This window comes from Nocardia sp. CA-129566 (genome assembly GCF_050956075.1).
Lineage (GTDB): Bacteria > Actinomycetota > Actinomycetes > Mycobacteriales > Mycobacteriaceae > Nocardia.
This window is the reverse complement of sequence record NZ_CP192085.1, coordinates 1,821,627-1,838,460: the sequence shown is the minus strand read 5'-3', so window position 1 is coordinate 1,838,460 and position 16,834 is coordinate 1,821,627. Positions and strand designations below refer to the sequence as shown.

The following is a 16,834-nucleotide window of genomic DNA, read 5'->3' as shown; positions in this document are numbered from 1 at the left end:
CGCTACCGCCGGTGCGCTCACGCTTTGATGAACTCGACGATGTCGGCGTTGAGCTGCTCGGCATGCGAGATCATGATGCCGTGCCCGGTGGCCGGGTATTCCTTGTAGGTGTTGCTCGGAATCAGTTCCTTGATCACCCGCCCGCACAGATCGATCGGCGCGGAGGCGTCGGCATCGCCGTGAATTACCAACGTGGGCAGTGTGATCGCGCGCAGCTCGTCGCGGAAATCGGAGGTGTAGATCGTATTCATGATCTCGTCCGCCGCCAGCAGCGAGCAGTCCATGCACTTCTGGACCATCCACGCGATCCGCGCGGAGGACACCTGATTGCCCAGATGCGTCGCGAAGAACGCCTGCGCGTTCTGCTCCATCCACAGCGGCCGGTCCGCGGCACGGGCCGCGCCCACCGCATCGAAGACGGCCCGCGGCACACCGTTCGGGTTGTCCTCGGCCTGCGCGAAGTACGGCATGGTCACCGAGACCAGCGCGATTCGGCTGATCCGGTCGCTGCCGTGCCGGGTCAGGTAGCGGATGAGTTCACCGCCCGCCATCGAATGCGCGATCACCGTCACCTCGCGCAGATCGAGATGTTCCAGGAAGGCGGCCAGATCCTCGGCCAGGGTGTCGTAGTCGTACCCGTGCCCGACCCAGTCCGACTTGCCGTGTCCGCGCCGGTCGTAGGACAGGCACCGCAGCCCCTGCTTGGACAGCGGCAGCATCTGCAGCTCCCACGAACTGCTGCTCAACCAGCCACCGGCCATGAACAGCACCGGTTGCCCGGAACCCCAGTCCTGGTAGTGCAGGGTGGTGCCGTCGTGCGATTCGAAGTAGGGCATCGGTTTCTCCAATCATCAGGTACCCCACCATCATTGCGGCTTCTGATAATGAAGTCGATTACCTCCCGGGTAAATGCACTACTTCAGGATGAGCAGCGCCGACTTCTCGATGCGGTCGGCGATTTCGGAGTAGGAGGCATAGCCCATGCCAGCGCGGACCAGAGCACCCGCGTAGACGAGTTCCAGGGATTCGATCACGTCCGGATCGGCCGCGGGGCCCAGCGCGCGCATCAGCCGTTTGCGGATCTCCATCCCGATCCGCGCCCGCAGATGGGCCACATCCGGATCGCGGCCGAGCAGGGCGCTGGTCACCGCACCGGAGAGTTCCTGTTCGTCGGCGACGAGCATGGCGATATTGCGGAGTTCGGCGACGACCCGGACGGTGGGGTCCGGATCGTCGCTCACCGGAGCCGAATTGGCGAACAGACGGCGCCAGAAGATCTCCGCGACGAGGTGTTCCTTCGACGAGAAGTAGGTGTATGCCGTGGCGGTGCCGACACCGGCCGCCGCGGCGACCATGCGGATGGTCATCCCCGCGAAGCCTTCGCGCGCAAGCACTTCCACGGCGGCCTTGGTGAGCTTGTCGACGGTGTCGGCCTGCTTCTCGGTGAGGCGACGCCGGGTCGCCTCCAGGATGATGGACTCGCCTTCGGACATGTGTCTAGATCCTACTTTGCGGCCGCGCGACCGGCACGTCGGCCATAGAAGCTGCCGTCGCCGAGGGACGCACCGCTGACATAGCCACCGGCACACAGTCCGGAGGTGCAGCGGCCCGCGGCGAACAGGCCGGGAATCGATTCGCCCGAGACGTGCAGTACCCGGGAATCGAGGTCGGTACGCAATCCGCCGAGGGTGAAACCCGCGGTGAATCCCCGCATATCGAAGGCCGCGAGCGGCGTGCCGATCGGCTCGACCCACTCCGGCTTCTTACCGAGCAACGGATCCTTGCCATGGGCGGCGTGCAGGTTGTAGCAGTCGACGGTGCCCTGCAGCGCCTGCTCCGGCAGGCCCATATCCGATTCCAACTCCGCGACCGTCTCCGCCGCCCAGGTCGGCGGCTGCCGGAAGAACGGCGTCGACGTGACGGTCGCCAGCGCGGCCTCGAGCGCTTGCTCGTCGATGACCAGATACGCCTGATTCTCCTGCTGGATCAGCGTTGCCTGCCCGATCCGCCCCGGATAGGTGTCCTCCGGGATATAGCGCTGGCCGCGGCCGTTGACCAGAATGCCGCGCGCCAACATCTGCGGATCGCCGAAGAACGCCACCTCGGTGGCATCCATATGCGCCAGTTCCGCACCGAGTGCCTGCGCGAGCAGGATGCCGATGCCGTCGTGTTCCTCGATGGCGGCGGCGGGGCGTCCGATCAGCCGCGGCGCATAGGTCTCGATCATCTGCTTGTGATAGGCGAAGCTGCCGGTGGCGAGCACGACCCCGCGCTCGGCGCGGATCGCGACCTCCTTGCCGAAGTGCGTCGCGATGAGTCCGACCACGCGGTCGGTGTCGTCGATGACCAGCCGGCGGATCCTGGTGTCGTATTCGACACGCACACCGAGGCTTTCGGCCGTCTCGGCCAGCGGCTTCATCAGCATGTAGCCGCCGCTCTTGGCACCGATTTTCTTATCGGCCATCCGCGGAACGTGCCCACGCGGAGCGGGTTTCGCGATGGCGTTGAACGGCGCGGCATTCTCGCCGCCGGAGTACATCAGCCCCTCGTCGTGCGGCGGCTCCCAGCCGGGCTCGCCCCAGAACGCCTCCTTGAACGGCACACCGCAGGAGACGAGCCAGTTGTAGTGCTCGACGCTGTTCTGGCAGTAGTCCGCGATCTTGGCCGTGTCCTGTCCCGGCCCGAGTGCGGCCTGCAGGAACGTCTCCATATTCTCCGGTGTGTCCTCGAAGCCGAGGGCACGCTGCAGGGGCGTGCCGCCACCGAGGTAGATGAATCCGCCCGCCATCGCCGCGGCACCGCCCCAGCCGCCGGTGCGCTCCAGGATCAGCACGTCGGCACCCGCACGCGCGGCCTCGATGGCCGCGCAGACACCGGCGATGCCATATCCGGCGACGACGACATCGGCCTCGAAATCCCATGCGGAGATCGCGCTGGCCCGCAGCGGCCGAATCTTTGCGGCATCAGACATATTTCGCGTTCCTTACTGCTCTACTCGGAGGGGACTGCATCAGACTGCACCGCATCCCCGGACGGTGTCCGGTCTTCGGAAAACACAGACGATTCGGTCTCCCCCACCGTTTCGGACTGCTTGCGCGCGGCCTTTTTCTGTTGGGCGACAATCGTTCCCACCAGTAGATCGAGTTTGGTGCCACTGGGCCAGCCGACGTAGTAACACAGGAACAGCGCGATCTCGTGCAATTGCGCCTCGGTCAGCTCCTTATTGCGCAATGCCGCGCCGATCTGGATGCCCGCCGTATCCATCAGCCCCTGGGCGGTGAGTGCGCCGAGCAGGATCAGGCGGCGATCGCGGATGCTGAGTCCGGGACGCGTCCAGATCTCGGCGAAGAGATGGTCGGCCGTCTTGGCGAAGTGATCACCGGGATAGTTCTGGAATTCGGTGCCGTAGACCTCGGCCATTTTGGCCAACCCGCGCTGGCGCACGGTATCGGCAGATCCGTTGTCACCCCCGCCGGTCACCCGGCCACCACCCCCTATCGAATCGCTACGCGATGCTTCACTCATTGTTCTCCCTTTCACGTGGTACGCCGAGTCCGGACCCGAGGCGGTCGAGCGCCAGTTCGGCCAGCGGCAGCTCGACACCGAGTCGTGCGCCGAGTTCCAGGGCCAGGCCGAGGTCCTTCTCGCCGAGATCGCGCACATGGCTCAGAATCGGCAGCCAGAAATCATTCGGTTCGATCGGTGTGGTGCGATCGCGCAACATGATTGCGCCGGGGCCGCCGGTCACCGCGTCAGAGTGTCGGACAACCTTCCCGAGCACGGTGATATCGATATCCGCGGCTTCGGCGAGCCGCTGCGCCTCGGCGGCGGCGGTGAATGCGACGAAGTGCAAGAGATTGCGCGCCAACTTCATTCGGGTGCCAGCACCGACCGGTCCGGCGTGCACGACCAGATCCGCGAAACATCCGAAGGGCCCGCGCACCCGCTCGAAGGCGGTATCGGTACCACCGACCATGACCGCGAGTTTGCCGCGCGCGGCACCCGGCGCACCGCCGCTCACCGGCGCATCCACCAATTCGACACCGTGCTCGGCACATTCGCCCGCCAGTTCCTGGGCGGTCCGGTCGCTGATGGTGGAGTGCACGGCGATCACCGTGCCCGGCGCGGCCGTGCGCAATAGGCCCTCGGGCCCCGTCACGACCGCACGAACCTGCTCGTCGTTCAGCACGGTGACCGAAATGACGGCTGCCTTCTCGGCGATCTCCGCGGCCGAAACCGCAGCGGCCGCACCGGCCTCGGTGAACGGCTGCACCGCATCCGGGCGCGTATCGCAGACGGTGAGCCCGCCCGGCCAGGCCAGCAGGCTCCTGGCCATCGGCGCGCCCATATTGCCCAAGCCGATGAAACCGACCGGCAATTGGTCAGCTGTGCCGACTGTTCGCTCGCTCATGATCGGAACACTTGTCCGCCGTCGATATTGAAGATCTGCCCGGTGACCCAGCTCGCCTCGTCGGAGAGCAGATACAGACAGGCGCCGACCAGGTCGTCCGGCGTACCCATCCGCTTGAGCGGCAGCCGTTTCACCATATCCTCGACTATGACGCTCGGCGTCACATTCTTGGTGGCTTCGGTGTCGATGGGGCCGGGGGCGATGGCATTGATGCGGATCTTGGAACCGCCCAGTTCGAATGCGAGCTGCTGGGTCAGGCCATTGATGCCGACCTTGGCCAAACCGTAGAAACTCGAGTATGTCCATGCGGCGGTGGAGGATTGGTTGACGATCGACCCGCCGCCCGCCTTGACCATGTGCTGCCACACCGCACGGGTCATATTCAGCGCACCGTCCATATTCACGCCCATGAACTTCTTGTAGTAGTCCCATGGCACGGTGAGCAGCAGGTTGAGCTTCATATCGCCGTAGATGGCGGCATTGTTCACCAGATGGTCGATCGCACCGAATTCACGGACGGTCACATCGGCCAGCGCGGTCGCCGATTCCGGATCGGCGACATCGACCTCGCCGAAGATGGCGGTACCGCCCGCGGCGGTGATCTCGGCCGCCACCTCCTTGCCGCGCTCGGTATTCAGATCGGCGACCACGACATTCGCGCCCTCGTGGGCCAGTGCCTTGGCATATGCCGCGCCGATGCCTCGAGCGGCGCCGGTGACGATCGCGGTCTTTCCCGAAAAGCGGGTCATGAAATCAGCTCCTCTGCGGCTGTACTCGGGTCTATCCGGCGGTGGCGATGAGTTTGGTTTCCAGGTATTCCTCGAATCCGGCGACGCCCATCTCGCGGCCGATCCCGGATTGCTTGTAGCCGCCGAACGGCGCGTCGGCCGAATACCAGACACCGCCGTTGACGCTGAGCGTGCCGGTGCGAACACCATTGGTGACGTGCCGGATTCGGTCCGGATCGGTGCCCCATACCGCCCCGGAGAGCCCGTACGGGGAATCATTGGCGATCCGGATCGCCTCGTCGTCACCGTCGTACGGGATCACCACCAAAACGGGTCCGAAGATTTCCTCGCGGGCCACGGTCGCGGTATTCGGCACATCCGCGATCAATGTCGGTTCCACGAAGTAGCCACGCTCACGACCCGCCGGGCGGCCGCCGCCGACCACGATCCGCCCGCCCTCGGTGCGCGCGATCTCGAGATACCGCTCGACCCTGGCCCGCTGCCGTTCGGAGATCAGCGGCCCGCAGACGGTGCCCGCATCGGCCGGATCACCGGGGACAATGCCCGACAGCGTGCCCGCGGCGGCCTGGACGGCCTCGTCATATGCCGAGCGCGGCACCAGCAGCCGCGTGGTCAGCGCACACCCTTGCCCCGCGTGCACGGCCACCGAAAACGCCGCCACCGCACAGGCTCCCGCGATATTCGCGTCGTCGAGCACGATGAACGCCGATTTGCCGCCGAGTTCGAGGAACGCCTTCTTCAATGTCGTTGCCGCACCGGTCATTACCGCTTTGCCGGTCTGCGTGGAGCCGGTGAAGCTGACCATATCGACCCGCGGATCCGCGGTGAGCTGCGCGCCGAGGCCGTGATCGGCGGAGGTCACGATATTGACCACACCGGGCGGGATATCGGTCTGCTCGGCAATGATCGCGCCGACGGCCGCCGCACACCACGGGGTATCCGGTGCGGGCTTGAGCACCACGGTATTTCCGGCCGCGAGCGCGGGACCGAGCTTGGCGAAGTTGATCTGGTGCGGGAAGTTCCACGGTGTGATGGCACCGACCACACCGATCGCCTCGCGGCGCAGCACCCGATGGCTCGCGATGCCCATGGGCGTCGCCGTGCCGAGATCGGTTTCCCAGCTGTAGGTTTCGGCCAGCGATGCGGCGAAGGACAGATCCGCGACGGGACCTTCCAGCTGCGGCCCCCTGGTCAGCATGGTCGGCGCGCCCGCCTCGGCGATGGTGATCTCGCGCAGCTCATCGATATCGGCCTGCAACGCGGTGCGCAGTTGTTCGAGGCAGCGGGCGCGGAAGGCGTGATCGCGGGACCAGTCGGTGTCGTCGAATGCGGTGCGCGCGGCCGCGATGGCCGCGTCCATATCCGCGCCGTTCGCATTCGCGGCCTGACCGATGATCTCCTCGGTCGCCGGATTCACCGTCGCGAAGACGCCGTCCCCGCCGGTGACCAGTTTGCCGCCGATCAGCAGGCGCGAACCGTCGGCGGGTAGCAGACTCGGCGCGCCCGTCGCCCGACCATCACCCCTCGTCGAATCGCTGGTCGATGCTTCCTTCATGATGCTCCGATGCTGTCTGGACAGGTGTACGGAATATAGTCTCGCCCGCTGATCGCGCGCAAGAACTCGTTCCAAAACAATGCTCCGAAGCCAGGCGGATCGCGCCGATATCAACGACCTCCCAGCAATCGCGCCGAACCTCTGCACCGACCGCGGCAACGGGAGATTGTTCTGCGAAACCACTGTCGATTCAGGCAACCCGGTGGTACCGTCCAGACACATGTCCAGCTATGTGTCTCCCATCGAGGACGCGGTACCGGTCATCGATGAGAACCGGTTCTCGAATTCCGGGTCGACGCGATGACGGCCGCCTCACTAGAGCCGCTGACCTTCGACCCCTACGACTACGCGTTCCACGAGGACCCGTACCCCACCTACGCACGGCTGCGCACCGAGGCGCCGCTCTACTACAACGCCGACCTGGATTTCTGGGCGCTGTCGCGGCACGCGGATGTGACCGCGGGCTTTCGCGACAATGTCCGACTGTCCAGCGCCAACGGTGTCTCGCTGGATCCGGCGGCCTGGGGACCGCACGCGCACCGGGTGATGTCGTTCCTGGCCATGGACGATCCGCGGCATCTGCGCATGCGCCGACTCGTCTACAAGGGCTTCACCCCCAAGCGGGTGGCCGAGATGGAAGACCGGATCAGGGAGCTGACGCGGTCCTATCTCGAACCGGCCGTCGCGAGCGGATCGTTCGACTGGATCGATGAGGTCGCCGGCAAACTCCCGATGGATGTCATCTCCGAACTCATGGGCGTGCCCGCGGCCGACCGCGCGGAGATCCGCAGGCTGGCCGATCTGGTAGTGCATCGCGAGGACGGCGTCCTCGATGTCCCGATCGCGGCCGCGCGGGCATCGATCACCCTCATCACCTACTACGCCGAGATGGTCGCCGAGCGCAGGCGCTCCCGCACAGCGGATCTCACCTCGGCGCTGCTGGATGCCGAAATCGACGGCGACACCCTGACCGATGAGGAGATCATCGGCTTCATGTTCCTGATGGTGGTGGCCGGTAATGAGACCACCACCAAACTCCTCGGCAACGCGCTGTATTGGAGCGCGCGGCATCCGAGTGAATACGCCAAGGTCGTCGCGGAACCCGAGCTGGTCACCGACTGGGTCGAGGAGACACTGCGTTACGACACCTCCAGCCAGATAGTGGCGCGCTGCGCCGCGGTGGATATCGACCAGTACGGCCACACCATCCCGACCGGCGCGAAGGTGCTCCTGCTGATCGGTTCGGCCAACCGGGATCCGGAGGTATTCACCGACGGCGACAGCTACCGCATCGGACGTGCCGATAAGGGCGGACTGGCCAGTTTCGGTGCGGGCGTGCACTTCTGTCTCGGCGCGCATCTGGCCCGGCTGGAGGCCGGTGTCGCGCTGCGCGAATTCGTCTCGCGGGTGCGGTCCTACGAGGTCGAGCATTCGGGCATCGTGCGGGTGCACTCGACCAATGTCCGCGGTTTCGCCGAACTCCCCATCGTCGTGGAGGCCAGGTAAATGCCACGCTTCGAACCCAATCCCCCGCGCCGACCGGCGATCGTGGCCGGCGCCTCCTCCGGGATCGGCGCCGCCACGGCGCAAGCGCTCGCCGAACTCGGGCACCCGGTCGCCCTTGGCGCGCGCCGGGTGGATCAGTGCGAGGCACTGGCCGCCAAGATTCGCGCCAATGGCGGCGAGGCCTTCGCCCACCAGCTCGATGTCACCGACGCGACATCCATCGACGCTTTTGTGAGCGCGGCCGAAGCCGCCATCGGCCCCACCGAGATCCTGGTCTCGGGCGCGGGCGATATCGAATTCGCACCCGTGCACGAGATGGCACCGGAGCGGTTCCTGCAGCAGGTGCAGGTGCATCTGGTGGGCGCGCAACGGCTGGTGCACCGGGTGCTGCCGGACATGATCCGAAGGCAGCGCGGCGATTTCGTCCTGATCAGCTCCGATTGCGCCGAGGAGCCGCGCCCGCGGACCGGCGCCTACAGTGCGGCCAAGGCCGGACTGGAAGCCATGGTCCAACAGATGCGAATGGAGCTGGAGGGCACCGGCGTTCGCGCCTCGCTGGTGCGGCCGGGTCCGACGCTGACCGGTATGGGCATGAATTCCACCCCCGAGGCGGTCGGACCCATGCTGGAGGCCTGGAAGACCTGGGGATTCGCCCGCCACCCGTACATGCTGCGCGCCACCGACCTGGCCGCCGCGGTGATCGCCGTCGTCTCGGCCCCGCGCGGTGCACATCTGGTGCTGATCGAGGTCCAGCCCGAGGCACCGCTGCGGCCACTACCGGATTCGAATGATCAGGACAGGAGCCGACAATGAGGATCGTCGTCGATCTGGATCTGTGCCAGGGCCACGCCGTCTGCCAGGACGAAGCGCCGTCGACCTTCACCGTGCCCAAACGCGGCAAGGTCGAAATCCTCGACCCGTCACCGGGTCCCGACGCACGCGCGGATATCGAGCGCGCCGTGCGCTACTGCCCCACCCGAGCGCTGTCGATCCGCGAGGACGAACCGGCGAAAGGAACACGGTAATGCCAGCTTTCGACCGCGCCGAACTCGATGAGATGGTCCGGCGCTGGATCCTGGAAAACCAGCGCTGCGAGGAAAAGGGCGATTGGAAGCCGCTCGCCGAGATGTACACCGAGGACGCCACCTACGGCTGGAATTACGGTCCCACGCAGGAATTCATGGCGGTCGGCCGGGCGGAGATCCGGGAGCTCGCACTCGGTCAGGAGATGGAGGGGCTGGAGGGCTGGTCATATCCGTATCAGCAGTTCGTCATCGATGAGCGCAGCGGCGATGTCATCGGGTTCTGGAAGCAGGTCAGCGACAACAAGCGCCCCGACGGCCGCAACTACAGTCCCGAGGGCATCGGCGGCAGCTGGTTCCGCTACGGCGGCAACTACCAATGGTCCTGGCAGCGCGACTTCTTCGACTTCGGCAATGTCTCGCAGCTGTTCATGGAGATGATCCAGCACAACGCGCTGACACCCGGTATGCACAAGCGCATCCAGCGTTCGGTCTCCGGAAAGCCGCTGGCGGGCTGGTATCGGATCGGCGAAGCACCGGTTCCACTGTGGTGATGTCGAGCTTCGAGCGACTGTCGCGGGCGCAGTTGGCGACGCTGGTGCCCGAACTGCTGCTGTGCGGGCACCTGATCGACCGATCCGGAATGGCACACTCCATCGCGGCATTCGGCCGCGAGGGCATGACGGCGGTCGCCATCGAGGAGTGGCAGCTCGCCAGTCCGGTCTACACCCGGCGCATGCGCACCGCGCTCGGTTTCGACGGCGATGACGTGCCGACGATCTTCAAGGGCCTGCAGCTCGATATCGGCGCACCGCCGCAGTTCATGGACTTCCGCTTCCGCGTCGACGATCGCGATCACGGCGAATTCTGGCTCGATCACTGCGGCGCGCTGGCGGATGTGGAGCCGCTCGGCGAGGACTTCGTGGTGTCGATGTGCCACGACATCGAGGATCCGACCTTCGACGCGACCGCACTCGCCACCAATCCGCATGCCCAGGTCCGGCCGATCCACCGGCCGCCGCGCCACCCCGCCGACCGAAAACCGGTGTGCGCGTGGACGGTCATCATCGACCCGGCCCATATCCCGCCACCGACCCCACCCCATGCCGAGGTGGTGGCGAACTCCCGGGCCGCACTGCAGGAGCTGTCCCCGATCAACAAGGACGATCCGGGTGCAAGCGATTACGCGGGTCCGCTGCTCAGCGATCTGCGCTTCGCCGACTTCTCCAAATCGGCGCTGGTGCGGATCGCCGACGAAATCTGCCTACAGCACCATCTGCTCACCATCGGATTCATGACCGCCGTGCGCGCCAGGGCCGCCGATGCCGCAGCGGGTATCGGCCGCAAACAGTTCACCGGTATCGCCGGACTTACCTCCGAGCGGATCCGCACCGCGCTCGGTCTCGGTGACGGTCCGGCCGCACTCGCCGAGGTCCTGCGACTGCATCCGGCATGGAACCCGCAGTCCTACACCGGCATCGACATATCGAGCACCGACGAGACCGTACGACTGCGAGTACCGCGCAACAGCGACGCCTGTACCGATCGCAGCTGGCCATCGATGCCCGATCCCGATCACCTCGCACCCCTGGAGGCCATGGTGCGCGGGGTGAATCCGCGGTTCCACGTGCGCTCCACCACCGCCGACGCGGACCACTGGATCGCCGAAATAGAGCTCGCCGCAACGCCGTTCAAGGAGGCGACCGAGGTGGCCATCACCCGGATCAGCACCGGCGCCGCCTTCACCTTCACCGATCGCGGCATTCCACTACCGCTCACCGTCATTCGCTGAGAGTGAATCGCCATGTCCAACAATTTCGCCGACCTGTTCGAGCATGCGGTCGACGCGATGCCGGAGCGCACCGCCCTGATCGAGGGCGATCTCGCACTCACCTACACCGAACTCGAGGCCCGCGCGAATCGACTGGCCGACCATCTCGGCTCGATCGGTGTCGGTCCCGGCACCCATGTGGGTTTCCAGATGCACAACGGCATCGAGACCATGACCACGCTCATCGCCTGTTTCAAGGCACGGGCCGTCCCGATCAATATCAACTACCGCTACCGCGTCGATGAGCTGCGCTATCTCTACGACAACGCCGATCTCGAAGTGCTGGTGTGCCACGAGACCTACGCCGACGCGGCGCTGCACGCACTCGCCGATGTGCCGTCCGCGATCCACGTCCTGATCGTCGACGACAAGCCACCCGCGCCCATCCACACCGAGGCCACGACGCCGGCAACGCTGTCCGCGTCCTTCGAGCAGGCACTGCTCTCGGGCTCCCCCACCCGCCGCACCGTCGAGCGCAGCCCGGACGACCTGTTCATGATGTACACCGGCGGCACCACCGGTCGTCCGAAGGGCGTCATGTGGCGGCAGGAGGATATGTGGCGCGTCCTCGGCGGCGGCATCGACTTCTATACCGGCGTTCCGGTTTCCGATGAATACCAGCAGTCCCGCGTCGGCGCACAGGGCGAACCCGGCACCTGGTTCGTCCTCCCACCCCTCATCCACGCCGCCGCGATGATGCCGACCTTCATGGCCCTGTGGTCCGGCAATGCGGTCATCCTCGAGCCGAAATTCGATGCGCACCGGATATGGCAGGTGGTCGACCAACGCCGCCCACAGATCATGGTGATCACCGGAGATGCCATGGCGCGCCCACTGATCGACGCCTACCGCGCCGCACCGGTGGAGGCCACCTCCCTCGTCGCCATCGGCTCCGGTGCCGCACTGTTGTCCCAGCCGGTGAAAAACGTACTGCTGGAACTGTTTCCGTCGGTCGTCGTCACCGATTCCATCGGCTCCTCCGAAACCGGTTTCGGCGGTATCGGTTTCGCGCAGAAGGACGACGATCCCGGACGCGGTCTCCGGGTGCAGAGCGGCCGGGGCGCGATCGTCGTCGATGACACCGGACATCCGGTCGCCCCGGGGACCGAAGGCTGGCTCGCCAAGTCCGGTGCGGTGCCGATCGGTTACTACAAGGATCCCGACAAGACCGAGCAGCTGTTCAAAACGGCCGACGGCGCGCGGATCGTGGTGACCGACGATCGCGCCAGGGTCGAGGCCGACGGCTCGGTGACCCTGATCGGCCGCGGCAATATGGTCGTCAATACCGGCGGCGAGAAGGTCTACGTCGAAGAGGTCGAAAGCGTCGTGAAGGCGTACGAGGCCATCTATGACGCGGTGGTGATCGGGGTACCGCACGAGCGCTGGGGTCAGCAGGTGGCGGCGGTCGTCTCGGTCGCGGGCTCGCAATCGGTGGACTTCGCCGCGCTGGAGCGCCATGTGCGCGCACATCTCGCTGGCTACAAGGTGCCGAGGCAGATCTGGGTCACGGAGGTGGTCACGCGCGCGCCGAGCGGTAAGCCCGACTACCGCTGGGCCAAGGAGTTCGCGGCCAGCCGAACACCGGACCATCGGGCGGATTGAGCATGCCCCAGCCCGCATTTATACAGGTCATACCGGTGAAGACCCTGGCACCCGCAATGAGAACGTGTTCTAATTCGAGGACATCCGCCGTCGTCGCGAAGAAGGTCCCGATGAGTGAACGAAGTGAACGAATCATGTGCCAGCGCGCGGTGCGCATGCCGGAGCCGAGCGTCAGCGAGGCGCAGGCATGAGCACTACAGAAGCCAAGAAGGATGCCGCACCGGCGCTGCCCACCCGGATCACCGAGGAGCTGATCGGCCGGCTGACCGGGATGGTCGCGGCCGCCGGCACCGCCGACCCGTATTCGATGATCGAGGTCTACACCGGCGCCGTGGTCGGCGCGCTACCGCAGTCGACGCCCGAGGACGTCGCCGCCGCCTATGCGACCGCACGCGCTGCGCAGAAAGAGTGGGCCAGCTGGCCGCTGCAGCGCCGCCTGCAGGTGTTCGAACGCGCACACGATCTGATCCTCGCCGAACACGAAACCATCGCCGACCTGATCCAGATCGGCTGCGGTAAGACCCGCCGGATGGCCTTCGAGGAGTCCTGTGACGTCCCGATGGTCATCAGCCACTACCTCAAGACCGCGCGCCGGGTACTGAGGCCCAAGCGGCGCGGTGGTCCGGTACCGCTGATCACCACATCGACCGAGGAGCACCGCCCCAAGGGCGTCGTCGCGGTCATCGCGCCGTGGAATTTCCCGTTCGCCATCGCGCTGTCGGATTCGATGCCCGCGCTGATGGCGGGCAATGGCGTCGTGCTCAAGCCCGATAACAAGACCGCGCTGTGCACGCTGTTCGGGGTGGAACTGCTGCATCGAGCGGGGCTGCCGAAGGGGCTGTTCCAGGTCGTATGCGGGGAAGGCCCCGATGTGGGTCCGGCCTTGATCGACAATGCCGACTTCGTCATGTTCACCGGCTCGACCGCGACCGGGCGGATAGTCGGCGAGGGCGCGGGCCGCAATCTGATCGGCTGCAGCCTCGAACTCGGCGGCAAGAACCCGATGATCGTCCTGGACGATGCGAATCTCGACGAGGTCATCCCCGGTGCGGCATTCGCGGTCTTCGCGAATTCCGGCCAGGCCTGCATGCATATCGAGCGGATCTATGTGCAGGACCGGCTCTATGACGAATTCGTGCGCCGATTGGTCACGGCGGCAGACGAATTGAACGCCGAGATCGGCGCGGCCTACGACTACACACCGGAATTCGGTTCGCTGGTATCGGTGCAGCATCTGGAGCGGGTCGCGGCCCACGTCGAGGATGCGCGCGCCAAGGGCGCGACCGTACTGACCGGCGGCAAGGCACGACCGGATATCGGCCCGGCGTTCTACGAGCCGACCGTGCTCACCGACGTCACCGCCGAAATGAAGCACGCGACCATGGAGACCTTCGGCCCGGTGGTGAGCGTCTACCGCTTCACCGGCGAGCAGGAGGCGATCCGGCTCGCCAATGACACCGCCTACGGCTTGAATGCCAGCGTCTGGGGCCGGGACCTGGCCCGCGCCAGCCGAATCGGCGCCCAGCTCGAGGCCGGGAATATCAATATCAACGACGGCTTCGTGACCACCTACGCCGCCAAATCCACACCGTCGGGCGGCGTGAAGCAGTCCGGTGTCGGCACCAGGCACGGGGATCAGGGCCTGCTCAAATACACCGACACCGTGAATATCGGCGTGCAGAAGCGCCAGGTGATGGCGGCGCGCGCCGGACTCCCTTACGAAAAGCAGCTGAAGACAACGCTGACGACCCTACGACTCATGCGCCGACTCAGGTTGCGCTGAAACGATTTCACCCAGGAGGTAGCCATGGCAGCGCCCGCTTTCCCGGCAGGATTCGATTTCACCGATCCCGCGCTGTGGGAAAACCGCATGCCGGTCGAGGAATTCGCGACCCTGCGCCGCACCGCGCCGGTGTGGTGGTGCGCGCAGCCGGATGAAACCTCGGGCGGCTTCCGCGACGGCGGGTACTGGGTGGTCAGCAAGCATGAAGATGTGAAGGAGATTTCGCGCAGTCCGGAGCTCTACTCCTCCGCGCGGAAGGGCGCCATCATTCGCCTGCCCGACGATGTCACGCCGGAACAGATCGAACTCACCGGCGCCCTACTGGTCAATATGGATGCGCCCAAACACGCCAAGATCCGCCGGATCGTCTCCAAGGGATTCACACCGCGTGCGGTGGAGGGCCTGCGTGCCGCGCTGACCGAACGCGCGGCGCGAATCGTGCACGAGGCCAAGCGAACCGGCGGCGGCGACTTCGTCGAGCAGGTGGCCTGCGAACTGCCGCTGCAGGCCATCGCGGAACTGCTCGGCGTGCCGAATGACGACCGGCACAAGCTGTTCGAATGGTCCAATCAGACACTGAACTACGACGATCCGGAATACGGCGACGCCAATGCCGCCTTCACCGAAATCCTCGGCTACGCCTGGAATATGGCCGAACAGCGCCGCGCCTGTCCGGTCGATGACATCGTCAGCCAACTGGTGCACGCCGATGTCGACGGCGAGGCGCTCGGCTCGGACGAGTTCGGATTCTTCGTCATCCTGCTGGCCATCGCGGGCAATGAGACCACTCGCAACGCCATCACCCACGGCATGAAGGCCTTCGTGGACCATCCGGCGCAGTGGGAGCTATATCGGGAACAGCGCCCGCGCACCGCACCCGATGAGATCGTCCGCTGGGCCACCCCAGTCAATGCCTTCCAGCGCACGGCGACCGAGGACACCGAACTCGGCGGGCAACAGATCAAGAAGGGGCAGCGGCTGGGCATCTTTTACAGCTCGGCCAACTTCGATGAGGACGCCTTCGAAAATCCCTTCACCTTCGATGTATTGCGCGACCCGAATCCGCATGTCGGATTCGGCGGCACCGGCGCCCATTACTGCGTCGGGGCGAATCTGGCGCGGTTGGAGATCGACCTGATGTTCAATGCCATTGCCGATGCGATGCCCAAGATCAGCCAGGTCGCCGATCCGGTACGGTTGCGTTCGGGGTGGATCAACGGAATCAAGAACTGGCAGGTCCGATACGAATGAATATCCGCAACATTCCACTACGTACTCTCTCCGGCGACCCGGCCACGCTGGGCGAACTGGTCGGCGACAAGGCCGTGCTGCTGGTCAATGTGGCTTCCAAATGCGGGCTGACGCCGCAGTACACCGAACTGGTCGAACTGCACAAGACCTTTGGCGACCGCGGCTTCAGCGTGGTCGGGGTCCCGTGTAACCAGTTCATGGGCCAGGAGCCGGGTACCGCGGAGGAGATCGCGGAGTTCTGTTCGGCCACCTATGGGGTGGATTTCCCGCTGCTGGAAAAGACCGACGTCAATGGCGATGAGCGCCACCCGCTCTACGCCGCACTGGTGGAAACCGCCGATGCCGAGGGCACGGCCGGCGATATCCAGTGGAACTTTGAGAAGTTCCTGATCGATCGTGACGGTGCGGTGGTCGGCCGGTTCCGGCCGCGGACCGCACCCGATGACGCGGCCATCGTGACCGCGGTCGAATCCGTTCTCTAGATCGAACTCTGGCAACAGCGGCCGGAGCTCGTCGGAGCTCCGGCCCGCACCGCGTGCCTAGGCCATGGCGAAGCGCAGCAGGGCCTGCTTATCGCCCTGCTTGATCTTGCCCTTGCGATTGAGCACCTCGAGCTGCCAGCTCCCACCGTTGCGGAATGCCCTGGCCACCGCATTGGCGTTATCCGTGCCGAGCAGCGACGGCCAGATATCGGCCACCTGCTGGACGCTGCCGCCGGTCGCGTCGTAGATCTTGAACGAGATGTTGTTGGCCTTCTCGAAGGACGAGCCCTTCTTGAACGCGGCGGCCACGAAGATGATCGAGTCGATGGCGTCGGGCACATTAGCGAAGGTGACGTGCACCGATTCGTCGTCGCCAGCGGCGGCGCCGGTCTGCTCGTCACCGGTGTGCTGAACCGAGCCATTGCCCAGCGGGTCGAGGGAATCGAGACCGGCGAAACGCACCGGCTCGGCGCCCTGCATGAGAATGGCGATCAGATCCAGATCCACACCGCGCTTGCGGCGCAATATGCCGATCGCACCGCCACTGGTGCCCGCCGACGGATCCCAACTCACCCCGACCGTCAGCTTGGTGATGCCGTTGAGATCCGCGGCACCATCTTCCTTTTTGAGCGTGATCATGCC

General features: G+C 65.6%; 16 protein-coding genes and 1 pseudogene. 9 read left to right on the top strand and 8 right to left on the bottom strand.

The window, feature by feature from the left end; all coding sequences use genetic code 11:
* Positions 1–17 precede the first annotated feature (17 nt).
* From ACQP0C_RS08400 to ACQP0C_RS08370, 7 genes and pseudogenes are all read right to left on the bottom strand, one after another.
* Positions 18–836, bottom strand: coding sequence for an alpha/beta fold hydrolase (locus ACQP0C_RS08400; RefSeq protein WP_433732187.1), 819 nt, complete (start codon positions 834–836; stop codon positions 18–20).
* Positions 837–914: 78 nt separating this feature from the next.
* A complete protein-coding gene (locus ACQP0C_RS08395; RefSeq protein WP_433732185.1) occupies positions 915–1,493 on the bottom strand; it encodes a TetR/AcrR family transcriptional regulator in 579 nt (192 codons plus the stop codon).
* 11 nt (positions 1,494–1,504) lie between these two features.
* Entirely contained in the window at positions 1,505–2,971 is a 1,467-nt protein-coding gene (locus tag ACQP0C_RS08390) for an FAD-dependent oxidoreductase (RefSeq protein ID WP_433732183.1), read from the bottom strand.
* 122 nt (positions 2,972–3,093) lie between these two features.
* Positions 3,094–3,420, bottom strand: a pseudogene (locus tag ACQP0C_RS08385) (carboxymuconolactone decarboxylase family protein); the annotation flags it as partial.
* A gap of 97 nt (positions 3,421–3,517) precedes the next feature.
* Positions 3,518–4,411, bottom strand: a complete 894-nt coding sequence (locus ACQP0C_RS08380) for an NAD(P)-dependent oxidoreductase (protein WP_433732181.1) — start codon at positions 4,409–4,411, stop codon at positions 3,518–3,520.
* Entirely contained in the window at positions 4,408–5,160 is a 753-nt protein-coding gene (locus tag ACQP0C_RS08375) for an SDR family oxidoreductase (protein ID WP_433732179.1), read from the bottom strand. Before ACQP0C_RS08375 ends, ACQP0C_RS08380 begins: the two co-directional genes overlap by 4 nt.
* 31 nt (positions 5,161–5,191) lie before the next feature.
* On the bottom strand, positions 5,192–6,715 hold the full coding sequence (locus ACQP0C_RS08370) for an aldehyde dehydrogenase (protein WP_433732178.1): 1,524 nt from the start codon (positions 6,713–6,715) through the stop codon (positions 5,192–5,194).
* Between the two features lie 300 nt (positions 6,716–7,015).
* Between ACQP0C_RS08370 and ACQP0C_RS08365 the strand changes: the two genes are divergently transcribed.
* From ACQP0C_RS08365 to ACQP0C_RS08325, 9 genes are all read left to right on the top strand, one after another.
* Positions 7,016–8,221, top strand: a complete 1,206-nt coding sequence (locus tag ACQP0C_RS08365) for a cytochrome P450 (RefSeq protein ID WP_433732176.1) — start codon at positions 7,016–7,018, stop codon at positions 8,219–8,221.
* Positions 8,222–9,034: an SDR family oxidoreductase gene (locus tag ACQP0C_RS08360; protein WP_433732174.1), complete on the top strand. Its 813-nt coding sequence runs from the start codon at positions 8,222–8,224 to the stop codon at positions 9,032–9,034. It begins immediately after the preceding gene.
* Positions 9,031–9,246, top strand: a complete 216-nt coding sequence (locus tag ACQP0C_RS08355) for a ferredoxin (protein ID WP_433732172.1) — start codon at positions 9,031–9,033, stop codon at positions 9,244–9,246. The genes ACQP0C_RS08360 and ACQP0C_RS08355 overlap by 4 nt, the downstream gene beginning before the upstream one ends.
* Positions 9,246–9,797 (top strand): nuclear transport factor 2 family protein, encoded by a 552-nt coding sequence (locus ACQP0C_RS08350; RefSeq protein ID WP_433732170.1) that lies wholly within the window; start codon positions 9,246–9,248, stop codon positions 9,795–9,797. Before ACQP0C_RS08355 ends, ACQP0C_RS08350 begins: the two co-directional genes overlap by 1 nt.
* The gene (locus tag ACQP0C_RS08345; protein ID WP_433732168.1) at positions 9,797–11,035 is read left to right on the top strand and encodes a hypothetical protein; all 1,239 of its coding nucleotides are present in this window, start codon (positions 9,797–9,799) and stop codon (positions 11,033–11,035) included. The genes ACQP0C_RS08350 and ACQP0C_RS08345 overlap by 1 nt, the downstream gene beginning before the upstream one ends.
* 12 nt (positions 11,036–11,047) lie before the next feature.
* Complete coding sequence (locus ACQP0C_RS08340; RefSeq protein WP_433732166.1) at positions 11,048–12,676, top strand: acyl-CoA synthetase; 1,629 nt, start codon at positions 11,048–11,050, stop codon at positions 12,674–12,676.
* A 187-nt stretch (positions 12,677–12,863) separates the two neighbouring features.
* Entirely contained in the window at positions 12,864–14,459 is a 1,596-nt protein-coding gene (locus ACQP0C_RS08335; protein WP_433732164.1) for a succinic semialdehyde dehydrogenase, read from the top strand.
* 24 nt (positions 14,460–14,483) lie between these two features.
* Positions 14,484–15,710, top strand: a complete 1,227-nt coding sequence (locus ACQP0C_RS08330) for a cytochrome P450 (RefSeq protein ID WP_433732162.1) — start codon at positions 14,484–14,486, stop codon at positions 15,708–15,710.
* The gene (locus tag ACQP0C_RS08325) at positions 15,707–16,192 is read left to right on the top strand and encodes a glutathione peroxidase (protein WP_433732160.1); all 486 of its coding nucleotides are present in this window, start codon (positions 15,707–15,709) and stop codon (positions 16,190–16,192) included. The genes ACQP0C_RS08330 and ACQP0C_RS08325 overlap by 4 nt, the downstream gene beginning before the upstream one ends.
* Positions 16,193–16,249: 57 nt before the next feature.
* Here ACQP0C_RS08325 and ACQP0C_RS08320 read toward each other — a convergent pair whose 3' ends face one another.
* Complete coding sequence (locus tag ACQP0C_RS08320; RefSeq protein ID WP_433732158.1) at positions 16,250–16,831, bottom strand: TerD family protein; 582 nt, start codon at positions 16,829–16,831, stop codon at positions 16,250–16,252.
* Positions 16,832–16,834 lie beyond the last annotated feature (3 nt).